The organism is Massilia pinisoli (assembly GCF_024753285.1).
GTDB classification, from domain to species: Bacteria; Pseudomonadota; Gammaproteobacteria; order Burkholderiales; family Burkholderiaceae_D; genus Telluria; species Telluria pinisoli.
This window is the reverse complement of the sequence record NZ_JANUGW010000005.1, coordinates 208,977-222,707: the sequence shown is the minus strand read 5'-3', so window position 1 is coordinate 222,707 and position 13,731 is coordinate 208,977. Positions and strand designations below refer to the sequence as shown.

Here is a 13,731-nt window from a genome sequence, read left to right as displayed (position 1 = left end):
AAATGTCTCCAAAGGACCAAATGAGGCGGCAAGACGCGTGATGCTGATGCCGAAGGGATTGGGTTCGATGGCAATACTATAACGACGGCGGTGACAACGTGGCGCACGGGACGCCAATACGTCACGCGCCGGTGGTGACGCAATGGTGGGCGGAGGCCGCCCACCCTACGGCAGTCACGTAGGGTGGGCGCGGCCGGCGTAGGCACCCCGTGCCCACCATCGACGCGCCATCAGAATTTGGCACGCACCCCGAACGTGATGTTCCGCCCCGGCAGCGGGGCAATATCCTTCAGCAGCGACGTCGACAGCCGGATATCCTCATTCAGCAGGTTTTTAGCCGTGAGGAAATACGTGAGGTCCATGCTCTCGAGCTTTTGCGTGTACGACAGGTTGGCATCGACGAGATTGTAGGCCGGCGTGGGCGACGTCTCGAACGCGGCCAGACGTTCCTGGCCGCGGGCGTGCGTCCACTCGAGGCCGGTGCGCCAGTGCGGCTGGCGGTAGCCGATCGAGGCGCCGACGCGGTCGGCCGGCTGCAGCGGCAGGTTGCCGGCGTCGTCGAGGTAGCCGCGCGACGTGTCGGCGAACACGCGGCCGTTCCAGCCCATGCCGATCTGATTCCACGTCATTTCGGCTTCCGCGCCCTGGACGTGCGCCTTGGCCTGCTGGAACAGGCGCTGGCGGAAGTCGCCGCCCGGGTTGCCGTCCTCGTCGAACATCGCGTCCGTGACATGGCCGTAGATGAAGTTGTTGACGTTGTTGCGGTAGGCGTTCACGCGCCAGCGCAGCAGGCCGCTCGTCTTTTGCAGCGACAGCTCGACGTTGCGCGAGATTTCCTTGTGCAGGTCCGGGTCGCCGACGTCGAACGTCAGCGTGGCGTCGTGCGGGCCGCCCGAGTACAGCTCCTCCGTCCCCGGCGCGCGCTGGGCGTACGACAGCGTGGTGCCGAAGGAATAACCCTGCGTGAACGGCCACAGCGCGCCGATCGAGCCGGAACCGAGGTCGAACGTGCGCTCGCGGTTCGAGACGGGCTTGCGGTCGACGTTTTCGTAGCGCACGCCGGCGTTCCAGCGCAGCGGACCCTGTTTCCACTCCTCGACGAGGAAGGCGGCCTGCGTCGTGGAGTGGGTGACGGGCACCGTGTCGGGGCCGCCTGCCGCGCTCAGCGCCGAGAAATGCGTGTTTTCCGTCTGGACGCCGACCGTGCCGTGCAGGCCGAGGCTCGTCAGCGGCTTGTGCGTCAGTTCGATGCGCGACTCGAACGACTTGTTCGAGAACAGCGTCGCCGGCACGCCGTCGTCCAGTTCGGCGTGGTGGTAGTCGGTATAGCCGGCCTTCACGCGCGCGCTCTCGAAGCCGGCCAGCGGGTTTTTGACGACGCTGTCGAAGTCGTAGCGGTTCTGGCGCTGGTCGATGTGCGACCCGGCATTCGTCGGAATGCCGTAGAAATTCGTCAGGTGCGACACCGACAGGCCCGCATAGCCCCAGTCGTCGACATACGAGCCGCCCACGCCGACGTTGCGTTCGCGCGTGTCGCTGTTGGGCAGACGGTGCATGGCGGACGACGGGTCGTTCAGCACGCGGTCGCCGGGGATCTGGTAATCGTCCGTGTTGCGCAGATTGGCGTCGAGGTGCAGGCCGAGCTTGCCGACCGCACCGTCCAGTGTGCCGGAAAGATTCTTGCCGTCGTCGACGGAGCTGTAGCGCGTCTCGATCTGGCCCGTCGGCTTTGGCTCCAGCGCCGTCGGGATGCGCTCGTTGACGACGTTGACGAGGCCGCCGATGGCGCCCGAGCCGTACAGCAGGGCGGCGGGGCCGCGCAAGATTTCGATCTGGCGCGCGACGGCGCCTTCCGATGCGACGGCGTGGTCGTTCGACAGGCCGGACACGTCCGACGTCGCCATGCCGTTTTCCAGCATTTTTACGCGCGAGCCTTCCATGCCGCGGATGATGGGGCGCGACGCGCCGGCGCCGAAGGCGGACGATGACACGCCCAGTTCGTTCTGCAGCGTCTCGCCCAGCGAGTTGCCGACCTTGTCGCGCAGTTCGTCGCCCGCGAGCACCTTGGCCGGGGTCAGGATCTGGTCGCCTTCGCCGTTGCGCAGCGGGCTGGCGGTCACCACGACTTGCTGGACCTTGCCTTCATTGATGGTCTGCTGGTCGTCGGCGGCGCGGACGGCCGGGTGGAAGGCGAGCAGGAGCGCGCTGGCGAGCAGCGTATGTTCGATGTTCATGACTGTGTAAAACCTCAAGCGAATGGATAACGGCCCGCACCGCCGGGACGCGCCGGGCGGTGCGGGAAAAACGGGACGTTATTCAGGCCTGGGGTGGGGCGCGCGACTGGAACGGGCAGGCCTCGAGCAGGCAGATGCCCGGGGTGGCACGGACGACCGGCGCGGCGTAGGCCAGCTCGGCCGGGACGAACCGGCGCAGCGTCGTCGGCAGCGCGAAGGCGATCTGGGCGCTGGCCGCGCACTGGCCGCACAGGTCGTGCAGGGCCGGCTTCGGCAGCTTGCCGCTGTTGTCGTCGGCTTCGTCGGCGCCGGCGGCCGCTTGCTGGACGAGCGCCTCGTCGACCTCGGCCCAGTGCGTATAGCCGTGGCCGAGCGACAATTGCTGCGATACGAGCAGCAACAGCGACAGCAACACATGGACCAGGCTACGGGGCATTGGGGAGGCGGAATCGACGGCGAACGGATATTGTACGCAGGCCCGTTCAATTCTGCCAATCGGACTTTTCGTCGACGCCGCTGTTCGCATGGGCTCGGGGTGCCCACCCTACGACAGCGTCACTCGTAGGGTGGGCACACCCCTGTGCCCACGCGTATGCATGCGTGACCGCGAAAAAAAGCCGGCCACGCGGGCCGGCTCCGATGCATCAGGCAAGCAGGGAATCAGTCGCGGTTGCCGAACCCGACGCCCAGCAGCTGCAGCATGCTCGTGAACACGTTGTAGATGTCCAGGTAGATGGCCAGCGTGGCGCTGATGTAGTTCGTCTCGCCGCCGTTCACGATGCGGTTCACGTCGAACAGGATGAACGCGGAGAAGATCACCATCGCCAGCACCGACACCGCGAGCATCAGCGCCGGCAGGTGCAGGAAGATGTTGGCGAAGGCGGCCACGATCACGACCATGGCGCCGGCGAACAGCCAGCTGCCCATGCCCGAGAAATCGCGCTTGGACACGGTGGCGATCGTCGCCATCGTGGCGAACACGACCGCGGTGCCGGCGAACGCCGTCATGATCAGGGTGCCGCCGTTGGAGAAGTGCAAGGTGTAGCGCAGCAGCGGCGTCAGCCACAGGCCCATGAAGAACGTGAACCCGAGCAGGATCGGCACGCCGGCCGCCGAGTTCTTCGTCCTCTCGATCGCGAAGATGAAGCCGAACGCGATGGCGAAGAACAGCAGGACGCCCATGCCGCCGGCGAAGATCGGCAGCGCCATCTGCAGGCCGATGTAGGCGCCGAACACGGTCGGGATCATGGACAGTGCGAGCAACCAGTAAGTGTTGCGCAGCACGCGGTGACGCGAGGCCTGGATGGCCGACACGTCGTAGGTTTTCTGCAGGCTGGGAATCATAATGCCTCCGTTGGAAGAAATCGCTTTGCACCCCATATGGGGATGGGACCCGTCTTCAACAGGCCGTGGGCTGTCGGAACCGCAAGATTTAAGCCCTGCATAAGTGCCGGCGCACGCGACCGTATGGACGAGGTCTGACTGATGTCACTCTAACATCCGGGGCGCGGGCGGCGCAATATGGGTAGGATGACGGATGTATGGTAAAATAGAAGGTTGATTGAGTTCCCAAATCTCGATTTAAACCTTTCTTTTTATTGGAGTTTTTAAATGGCAATCGAACGCACCCTGTCGATCATCAAACCTGACGCAGTCGCTAAAAACGTGATCGGCCAAATCTACAGCCGTTTCGAAGGCGCAGGCCTGAAGATCGTCGCTGCCCGTATGGCCCAGCTGTCGCGCGCCGAAGCCGAAGGTTTCTACGCCGTCCACAAAGAGCGTCCGTTCTTCAAGGATCTGGTCGACTTCATGATCTCGGGTCCGGTCATGATCCAGGTGCTGGAAGGCGAAGGCGCGATTGCCAAGAACCGCGAACTGATGGGCGCAACCGATCCGAAGAAGGCCGACAAGGGCACCATCCGCGCCGACTTCGCCGATTCGATCGACGCCAACGCCGTGCACGGTTCGGACGCTGCCGAGACGGCCGCTGTCGAGATCGCTTACTACTTCCCGGCACTGAACGTCTACTCGCGTTAATCGCAGTTTATTTTTTGTAGCAATTATTTGTGTTGGCCGGCCAGAGGTCGGTTTAACATATGCAATAACCCGCTCGCCCATGCTCGAAGAGCCCGGCGGGCGGGACTTATTTTGAAGGCACAGGATTCAATCATGGCAACTCTCACCAACTTGCTGGACTTCGATCCCGCGCAGCTCGCCGCTTACTGCGCCGAGTTGGGGGAGAAGCCCTTCCGCGCCAAGCAGCTGCAGCGCTGGATCCACCAGTTCGGCGCCGCCAATTTCGACGACATGACGGACTTGGCGAAATCGCTCCGTGAAAAGCTGAAGACGCGCGCCGAAGTCCGCGCGCCGGCCGTCATCAGCGACCACACGTCGAGCGACGGCACGCGCAAATGGCTCGTGGACGTCGGCAACGGCAATGCCGTCGAGACCGTGTTCATCCCGGAAGAGACGCGCGGCACCCTGTGCATTTCCACGCAGGCCGGCTGCGCCGTCAACTGCCGCTTCTGCTCGACGGGCAAGCAAGGCTTCAACCGCAACCTCACCGTCGCCGAGATCATCGGCCAGCTGTGGATGGCCGAGTTCGAGCTGCGCCGCACGAAAGGCATCGAGCCCGGGCCGAAGGGCGAGCGCCAGATCACGAACGTCGTCATGATGGGCATGGGCGAACCGCTGCTGAACTTCGACCCCACCGTCACCGCGCTGAAGCTGATGCTGGACGATAACGCGTACGGCCTGTCGCGCCGCCGCGTGACCGTGTCGACGTCCGGTGTCGTGCCGAACATGGACAAGCTGTCGCAGGAATGCCCGGTGGCGCTTGCGGTGTCGCTGCACGGCTCCAACGATCCGCTGCGCGACATGCTCGTCCCGCTGAACAAGAAATACCCGCTGCGCGAGCTGATGGCCGCGTGCAAGCGTTACCTGGAGTTCGCCCCGCGCGACTTCATCACGTTCGAATACTGCATGCTGGACGGCGTCAACGACACGGACGAGCATGCACGCGAACTCGTCGCGCTCGTCAATGACCCGGTCGTCGGCGTGTCGTGCAAGTTCAACCTGATCCCGTTCAATCCGTTCCCGGAATCGGGCCTCGTGCGCTCGAAGAACCCGCGCATCAAGGCGTTCGCCCAGGTGCTGATGGATGCGGGCCTCGTGACGACGATCCGCAAGACGCGCGGCGACGACATCGACGCCGCCTGCGGCCAGCTGGCAGGGGAAGTCAAGGACCGCACCCGCGTCAACGAGCGCATGAGCAAGATGACCGAATACCAGCAAAAGTTCGGCCCGAACTTCGGCAAGATCGTGGAGATCGCGTCCTGATGCCGCGGCTGCCCGGACGCCTCGCCTGCGCGCTCGCCATCCCGCTGCTGCTGTCGGCCTGCGCCGGCACGAACGGCGGCCTGGAAGGCGAGTCGCATGAGCTCAAGACGCTGTCCGACCAGACGGCCGCGGAAAAGCGCGCCCAGATCCGCCTGCAACTGGCGGTGGGCTATTACCAGGACGGGAAGTACGACGTCGCGCTGGACGAGGTGAAGCAGGCCATCGTCGCCAACCCCGAGTACGCGGACGCGTACGGCGTGCGCGCGCTGATCTACACGGCGATGGGCGAGAATGTGCTCGCCGACGAAAACTACCGGCACGCGCTGCGCCTCGCGCCGCGCAATCCCGACCTGGCCAACAACTACGGGCTGTTCCTGTGCGGCGCCGGCGGCAAGCCGCGCGACGCGATGGCGTATTTCGACGCGGCGCTGAAGAATCCGAATTATGCGACGCCGGTCAAAGCCATGATCAATGCAGGCAATTGCAGCCTGAAGATGAAGAATGCCGACGCGGCCGAGCGCTATCTGCTCGACGCCCTGCGTTACGATCCCGATCAGCCGGCGACGAGCGCCGGCCTGGCCCGGGTGTATTTCGAGCGGCGCGATTATTCCCGCGCCGGGTTTTTCATTAACCGCCTGACGGAGACAGCGAAGCTCGATACGCTGTCGGCCGACGTGCTGTGGCTGGCCATCCGGGTCAAGCACATGGTCGGCGACCGGAGCACGGAAGCGTCGCTGGCCGCGCAGCTGCGCAAGCGCTTCCCCGGTTCGCCCGAGTACGCGGCCTTCGAGCGCGGTGCATTTAGTGAGTGAGACAACGACAATGACTTCCGAGCGTGCAGATCAGCCGGCGGCACCCGATAATCCGCCTTCCTTGCATGGCGTCCCTGGCCAGACCCTGGCCGCCCAGCGCGAGGCGATGGGATGGTCCGTCGAACAGGTGGCCGACCAGTTGAAACTGGCCGTGCGCCAGGTCATCGCATTGGAAGCGGGCGATTACGCCTCGCTGCCCAGCCCCGCCGTCACCCGCGGCTTCGTGCGGGCCTATGCCAAGCTGGTGAAGCTCGATCCGGCGCCGCTCGTGGCGCAGATCGCGATGGAGACGGAACCCGCGCCCGACACGAGCGCCGTCACGGCGACCCGCCGTCCGACGCCGGCCTCGTTCTCCGAGTCGCGCTTCCCCAGCCACGGCAAGCGCTCGTCGCTGCCGCTGGGCTGGATCGCGGGCGGCATCGTCGTCGTCGCGGCAGCCGCTGCCGGCGCGTGGCACTTCGGCCTCGTGCCGGGCAGCCAGCGTAACGAAGCAGCGACGACCGCCGTGACGCCGCCGGCCGCGAACGGCGTCGTGACGGAGACCCCGGGCACCACCGTCGAACCCGTGCAGAATCCGTCCGTGCCGCTGATTTCCGTACCGGGCCCGGGCGCCAGCGCCACCGCGCCGGCCGCGCCCGCGACCAATGCGGCACCGGGCCCCGTCGTCAACGTGCCGGGCACGACGGCGACGGGTGCGCCGCCGACGACCATCCCCGCGCCGGCTGCCACGCCGGCCGTGACGCAGGCGCCGGCCGCAGTCGCACCTGCGCCCGCCGCAGCCGCGCCGGCCGCAGGTGCGCCCGCGGGCGCCAACGCGCTCGTGCTGAACGTGCGCGAAGATTCCTGGATCGAAGTGCGTCCCGCGAAGGGCGGCGCGCCGCTGCTGTCGCGCCTCGTGAAGGGCGGCAGCACGGAGACGGTCAACGTCGAGCAACCCGTGCGCGTCGTCGTCGGCAATCCGTCCGGCGTGACGGCCACCCTGCGCGGCAATGCCGTCGCGCTGCCGCCCGTGCCGGGCAAGACGCTGGCGCGCGTGAACCTGCAGTAACAACGGAATGGAAGAGATGACTTTTTCGAACAACGCCAACGAGCCGATCGGATCCGGCCCGCTGTCGCGCCGCGCCAGCCGCGGCGTGGTCGTGCAGCACGGCGCGCGCAAGGTCGTGATCGGCGGCGATGCGCCCGTCGTCGTGCAGTCGATGACGAACACGGACACGGCCGACGTGATCGGTACGGCGATCCAGGTGAAGGAACTGGCGCGCGCCGGTTCCGAGATCGTGCGCATCACCGTGAACACGCCGGAAGCGGCGGCCGCCGTGCCGGCGATCCGCGAACAGCTCGACAAGATGGACGTCGACGTCCCCCTCGTCGGCGACTTCCACTACAACGGCCACCTGCTGCTGCGCGATTTCCCCGAGTGCGCGCAGGCGCTGTCGAAATACCGCATCAATCCGGGCAATGTGGGGCAGGGCGCCAAGCGCGACACCCAGTTCGCCCAGATGATCGAGACGGCGATCAAGTACGACAAGCCCGTGCGCATCGGCGTCAACTGGGGCAGCCTCGACCAGGCGCTGCTGGCGCGCATCATGGACGAGAACGCTTCTCGCGCGCAGCCGTGGAGCGCGCAGTCCGTCATGTACGAAGCGCTGATCACGTCGGCGATCGAGAACGCCCAGCGCGCCGAAGAGATCGGCCTCGCGCGTGAAAAAATCGTCCTGTCGTGCAAGGTGTCGGGCGTGCAGGACCTGATCGCCGTCTACCGCGAACTGGGCCGTCGCTGCGACTACGCGCTGCACCTGGGCCTGACGGAAGCGGGCATGGGCAGCAAAGGCATCGTCGCCTCGACGGCCGCGCTGTCCGTGCTGCTGCAGGAAGGCATCGGCGACACGATCCGCATCTCGCTGACGCCGGAACCGGGCGGCGACCGCACGAAGGAAGTCGTCGTCGGCCAGGAAATCCTGCAGACGATGGGCCTGCGCAAGTTCACGCCGATGGTCATCGCGTGCCCGGGCTGCGGCCGCACGACGTCGACCGTGTTCCAGGAACTCGCGGACAACATCCAGACCTTCCTGCGCGAGCAGATGCCGGAATGGAAGAAGACGTATCCGGGCGTGGAAGCGATGAACGTGGCCGTCATGGGCTGCATCGTGAACGGTCCGGGCGAATCGAAGCACGCGAACATCGGCATCTCGTTGCCGGGCACCGGCGAATCGCCGGCGGCGCCGGTCTTTGTGGATGGGCAAAAGGTCGCTACACTGCGGGGCGAGCGGATCGTGGATGAGTTCAAGACGATCGTGCTGAATTACGTGGAAAAAAATTACGGCAAGGAAACCGTGTAGGGTGGACGGCTCCGCCGTCCACGCGGTGATGGTTGGCGTTAGCAAGACGCGCTCGATATCGGAGCCATCGTTTTGCGGCTTCGTGAACGTCGGCTTCGTGAACGTGTGCGGTGTCGGGGCCGGTAACTATCGCCGCGTGGACGGGGGACCCGTCCACCCTACCGGACGGGAAACCGTTCGTCATACGAGAACAAAAGAATATGTCTAAAGCAGAGAAAATCGTCGCCATCAAAGGCATGAACGATATCCTCCCGGCCGACGCGCCGCTGTGGGAATTGTTCGAGAACACCGCGGAATCCGTGCTCAAGAGCTACGGCTACCAGAAGATCGTCACCCCGATCGTCGAAGAGACGGGCCTGTTCGCGCGCGCCATCGGCGCCGTCACCGACATCGTCGAGAAGGAGATGTATTCCTTCACCGATTCGATGAACGGCGACCAGCTCACGCTGCGTCCGGAAGGCACGGCGGGCGTCGTGCGCGCCGTCATCGAGCACAATCTTGCGTACGACGGTCCGAAGCGCCTGTGGTACAAGGGCCCGATGTTCCGCCACGAGCGTCCGCAGCGCGGCCGCTATCGCCAGTTCTTCCAGTTCGGCGCGGAAGCCATCGGCTTCTCCGGCCCGGACATCGACGCGGAACTGATCATGCTGTGCCGCCGCCTGTGGGACGACCTGGGCCTCGACAACATCCGTCTCGAGCTGAACTCGATCGGCAACGCGGACGAGCGCCAGCGCCACCGCGCCGACCTGATCGCCTACTTCGAAGCGAACATCGACGTCCTCGACGCGGAAGCCAAGCGCCGCCTGCACGCGAACCCGCTGCGGATCCTGGACACGAAGAACCCGGCGATGCAGGACCTCGTCAACCAGGCGCCGCAACTGCTGGCCTACCTGGGCGAGGAATCGCTCGCGCACTTCGAGGGCCTCAAGAAGATCCTCGACGCGAACAACGTCCAGTACACGGTGAACCCGCGCCTCGTGCGCGGCCTCGACTACTACAACCGCACCGTGTTCGAGTGGGTCACCGACCTGCTGGGCGCGCAGGGCACCGTCTGCGCCGGCGGCCGTTACGATCCGCTGATCGAGACGTTCGGCGGCAAGCCGACGCCGGGCATCGGCTTCGCGATGGGCATCGAGCGCCTGATCGAGCTGATGAAGGCGCAGGGCGAGCCGTCGCAGCCGGCGCAGTGCGACGTCTACCTCGTGCACCAGGGCATGGACGCGCAGATGAAGGCGTTCATCCTTGGCGAGCGCATCCGCGACGCCGGCCTGGACGTCGTCCTGCACTGCGCGACGCCGGCCGGGGCGGGCAGCTTCAAGAGCCAGATGAAGAAGGCCGATGGCTCGGGCGCCGCGTTCGCCGTGATCATCGGCGAGGACGAGGTCAAGAACGGCGTCGTCGCAGTGAAGGCGCTGCGCGAAGGCGAGGCGGGCGGCCAGCAGTCGAGCGTGCCGTTCGACGACGCCGTCGACTTCATCGTCGACCAGATCGTGGGCGGTCACGACCACGATCATGACCACGACCACGTGCATTACCATCCATAATCCGCAGCCCGCGCGCGCGGGCACCTTCAACCAACGATAACGACTAAGAACGACGTCCATGGCATACGATCTCGAAGAACAGGAACAGATAGCCAATTTCAAGGCCTTCTGGGGCCAGTACGGCAATCTGATCAGCTGGGTGCTGATCATCGCGCTGGGCAGCTACGCCGGCTACAATTTCTGGAACGCGCACCAGCGCACGCAGGCCGCGGAAGCGTCCGGCCTGTACGACGGCCTGACGGAAGCCGTCCAGGCCAATGACAAGGCCAAGATCCAGCGCATCACGAGCGACATCGAAGGCAAGTACGGTTCGACCGCGTACGGCCAGATGGCCGCGCTGACCGCCGCCAAGGCCGCGTTCGACGCGAACGACCTGAAAACCGCGAAGACCCAGCTGCAATGGGCGATCGACCACGGCGACGACGAGTACAAGGCCATCGCGAAGCTGCGCCTGTCCGGCGTGCTGCTGGACGAGAAGGCCTACGACCAGGCGCTGGCGCAGCTGAATGGCGAGTTCCCCGCGCAGTTCGCGGCCGAAGTCCTGGACCGCAAGGGCGACATCCTCGTCGCGCAGAACAAGCTGCTTGAGGCGCGCACCGCGTACCAGAGCGCGCTCGACAATATGGCCAAGAACCACCCGGGCCGCCAGGTCGTGCAGGTCAAGCTGGATGCGATCGGCGGTGCCGCACCGGCGCCGAAAGCGGCAGCGTAAGTCAGATAAACCCGTCCTTCCCGCTCGCGTCGCGGGCATCGGCAGGTCGCGCCAGGCGCGGCGCCGCTGCGCCGGCCCGGCGGGAACGACGTTTTTGAGAACAAGGTAAAAAAACACATGCGTATTACCCGGAAGCTCGTTGGTGTCGGTATGTTCGCCCTGATGGCGGGCTGCTCCTCGCTCAACCCGTTCGCGTCGAAATCGAAGGGCAACCAGCCCACGCCGCTCGTCGACCTGAAAGGCTCGATGGCCGTGCGTACGGCGTGGAAGCTGGAAGTCGGCAAATCGCAGAACTACATGTTCTCGCCGGCCGTCGCCGACAACACCATCGTCGCGGCCGGGGGCGACGGTACGCTCGTGCGCGTGGAAGCCGCGACGGGCCGCCAGCTCTGGCGCACGAAGGCGGGCATGGACCTGACGGCGGGCGTCGGCACGGACGGCAACGTCATCGTGCTGGGCGGCGCCAAGGGCATGCTGCTCGCGTTCGACATGGACGGCAAGAAGCTGTGGGATGCCCAACTGTCGTCCGAGATCCTGTCGGCGCCTGTCGTCGGCCAGGGCATCGTCGTCGCGCGCAGCATCGACAACCGCATCGTCGGCTACGACGCCAAGACGGGCCAGAAGAAATGGACCGTGCAGCGCACCGCGCCGGCACTGACCTTGCGCCTCGCGCCGGGCATGGTCATCCACGACAAGGACGTGCTGATCGCCCAGCCGGGCGGCAAGCTGATGTCGCTGATCCTCGCCACCGGCGCACCGCGCTGGGAGATCGAGGTCGGCATCGCGCGCGGCGCGACGGAACTGGAGCGCGTCACCGACATGGGCGGCACGCCGGTCGTGATCGACGACGAAGTCTGCGCCGTGTCGTACCAGGGCCGCGTCGGCTGCTTCGACCTCGCGACGGGCAGCCCGCGCTGGACCCGCGACCTGTCGTCCGAAGTGGGCGTCGCCGCCGACCAGCGCTTCGTGTTCGTCCCGGACGACAAGGGCGCCGTCTACGCGTACAACCGCGACAGCGGCACGAGCGCGTGGAAGAACGACAAGCTGGCATACCGCCGCCTGTCGACGCCCGTGTCGTACGGTCGCGCCGTCGCCGTCGGCGACTACCAGGGTTATGTGCACTTCCTGTCGCGCGAAGATGGGGCGTTCCTGTCCCGCGCCGCCACGGACGGCAGCGCCATCGAATCGACGCCCCTCGTCGCCGGTTCGAACCTGATTTTTCAAACACAAAATGGAACAGTGACCGCCATCGCGGTCGAATAAGATTCAATGAAGCCGGTAATCGCACTCGTAGGTCGTCCCAACGTCGGAAAGTCGACCTTATTCAATCGCATGACCCGCTCGCGCGACGCGCTTGTGGCGGATCTGCCCGGTCTCACGCGCGACCGCCACTACGGCGAAGGGCGCATGGGCGAACGGCCGTTCCTGGTCATCGATACCGGAGGTTTCGAGCCGGTCGCCAAGGAAGGCATCATGCACGAGATGGCGCTGCAGACGCGCCAGGCCGTCGCCGAGGCGGATATCGTCATGTTCATCGTGGACGGCCGCCAGGGCCTCACGCCGCACGACAAGACCATCACCGACTTCCTGCGCAAGTCGGGCCGCAAGGTCATGCTCGTCGTGAACAAGAGCGAGGGCATGAAGTACACGTCCGTCACGGCCGACTTCTACGAGCTGGGCATGGGCGATCCGTACGTGATCTCCGCGGCCCACGGCGACGGCGTGCTGGACCTCGTCAACGAAGCCATCGACGAAGCCGTGCAGCAGCGTCCCGCGGAAGAGGAAGAGCTGGAGCCGGCCGACTACGGCGTCAAGATCGCGCTCGTGGGGCGGCCGAACGTCGGCAAGTCCACCCTCATCAACACGCTCGTGGGCGAGCAGCGCGTGATCGCGTTCGACATGCCGGGCACCACGCGCGATTCGATCGAGGTGCCGTTCGAGAAGGGCGGCAAGAACTACACGCTGATCGACACGGCCGGCATCCGCCGCCGCGGCAAGGTGTTCGAGGCCATCGAAAAATTTTCGGTGGTGAAGACCCTGCAGTCGATCTCGGAGGCGAACGTCGTCGTGCTGATGCTCGACGCGCAGCAGGACATCTCCGAGCAGGACGCGCACATCGCCGGCTTCATCCTGGAGACGGGCCGCGCGCTCGTCGTCGCCGTCAACAAGTGGGACGGTCTCACGTCCGACCAGCGCGACCAGATCAAGAACGACATCGACCGCAAGCTGAACTTCCTCGATTTCGCCGAGACCAAATTCATCTCGGCGCTGAAGGGCACGGGCATCAACCACCTGATGAAGGCGATCGACACGGCATATGCCGCGGCGACCGCGAAGCTGTCGACGCCGCGCCTGACGCGCGCGCTGCAGGAAGCCGTCGAGAAGCAGGAACCGAAGCGCAAGGGCAGCACGCGTCCGAAAATGCGGTATGCCCACCAGGGCGGCCAGAATCCGCCGATCATCGTCATCCACGGCAATGCGCTGGACGGCATCACGGAGCCGTACAAGCGCTTCCTGGAAAAGCATTTCCGCGATACGTTCGACCTGATCGGCACGCCGCTGCGGATCGAGCTGAGGAGTGGCAAGAACCCGTTCGCCAAGGACTAACCGGCGCGGGTAGGGTGGACGGCAAGCCGTCCACCCTACCGATGTTCGGCGTTGCATCCGCAGCCGATATTCGATACTGCAAGCAGCTTTTTAAGCCAGGATTAACCATAGCAGTACGACAAAAAAGACCAAAACAGGTTACAG

General features: G+C 65.4%; 12 protein-coding genes. 9 read left to right on the top strand and 3 right to left on the bottom strand.

The window, feature by feature from the left end; genetic code table 11:
* Positions 1–230: 230 nt before the first annotated feature.
* From NX784_RS09205 to NX784_RS09195, 3 genes are all read right to left on the bottom strand, one after another.
* Positions 231–2,234: a TonB-dependent receptor gene (locus tag NX784_RS09205; protein WP_258816346.1), complete on the bottom strand. Its 2,004-nt coding sequence runs from the start codon at positions 2,232–2,234 to the stop codon at positions 231–233.
* 82 nt (positions 2,235–2,316) lie between these two features.
* Positions 2,317–2,670 (bottom strand): hypothetical protein, encoded by a 354-nt coding sequence (locus tag NX784_RS09200; RefSeq protein ID WP_258816345.1) that lies wholly within the window; start codon positions 2,668–2,670, stop codon positions 2,317–2,319.
* Between the two features lie 224 nt (positions 2,671–2,894).
* Complete coding sequence (locus NX784_RS09195; protein ID WP_258816344.1) at positions 2,895–3,578, bottom strand: Bax inhibitor-1/YccA family protein; 684 nt, start codon at positions 3,576–3,578, stop codon at positions 2,895–2,897.
* A 267-nt stretch (positions 3,579–3,845) separates the two neighbouring features.
* Here NX784_RS09195 and ndk point away from each other — a divergent pair, with 267 nt between their 5' ends.
* From ndk to der, 9 genes are all read left to right on the top strand, one after another.
* Positions 3,846–4,271, top strand: a complete 426-nt coding sequence (gene ndk, locus NX784_RS09190; RefSeq protein ID WP_047824070.1) for a nucleoside-diphosphate kinase — start codon at positions 3,846–3,848, stop codon at positions 4,269–4,271.
* Between the two features lie 129 nt (positions 4,272–4,400).
* Entirely contained in the window at positions 4,401–5,573 is a 1,173-nt protein-coding gene (gene rlmN / locus NX784_RS09185; RefSeq protein WP_258816495.1) for a dual-specificity RNA methyltransferase RlmN, read from the top strand.
* Positions 5,573–6,385 (top strand): type IV pilus biogenesis/stability protein PilW, encoded by an 813-nt coding sequence (gene pilW / locus NX784_RS09180; RefSeq protein WP_258816343.1) that lies wholly within the window; start codon positions 5,573–5,575, stop codon positions 6,383–6,385. Before rlmN ends, pilW begins: the two co-directional genes overlap by 1 nt.
* A gap of 10 nt (positions 6,386–6,395) precedes the next feature.
* Positions 6,396–7,433 carry a helix-turn-helix domain-containing protein gene (locus NX784_RS09175; RefSeq protein WP_258816342.1) on the top strand — a complete coding sequence of 346 codons (1,038 nt, stop codon included), beginning with the start codon at positions 6,396–6,398 and terminating at the stop codon, positions 7,431–7,433.
* Positions 7,434–7,440: 7 nt separating this feature from the next.
* On the top strand, positions 7,441–8,724 hold the full coding sequence (gene ispG / locus NX784_RS09170) for a flavodoxin-dependent (E)-4-hydroxy-3-methylbut-2-enyl-diphosphate synthase (RefSeq protein WP_258816341.1): 1,284 nt from the start codon (positions 7,441–7,443) through the stop codon (positions 8,722–8,724).
* Positions 8,725–8,960: 236 nt separating this feature from the next.
* A complete protein-coding gene (gene hisS, locus NX784_RS09165) occupies positions 8,961–10,268 on the top strand; it encodes a histidine--tRNA ligase (protein WP_258816340.1) in 1,308 nt (435 codons plus the stop codon).
* 58 nt (positions 10,269–10,326) lie between these two features.
* Positions 10,327–10,980 carry a YfgM family protein gene (locus NX784_RS09160; RefSeq protein ID WP_258816339.1) on the top strand — a complete coding sequence of 218 codons (654 nt, stop codon included), beginning with the start codon at positions 10,327–10,329 and terminating at the stop codon, positions 10,978–10,980.
* Positions 10,981–11,097: 117 nt separating this feature from the next.
* On the top strand, positions 11,098–12,243 hold the full coding sequence (gene bamB / locus NX784_RS09155; protein WP_258816338.1) for an outer membrane protein assembly factor BamB: 1,146 nt from the start codon (positions 11,098–11,100) through the stop codon (positions 12,241–12,243).
* Between the two features lie 6 nt (positions 12,244–12,249).
* Positions 12,250–13,587, top strand: a complete 1,338-nt coding sequence (gene der / locus NX784_RS09150; protein WP_258816337.1) for a ribosome biogenesis GTPase Der — start codon at positions 12,250–12,252, stop codon at positions 13,585–13,587.
* Positions 13,588–13,731 lie beyond the last annotated feature (144 nt).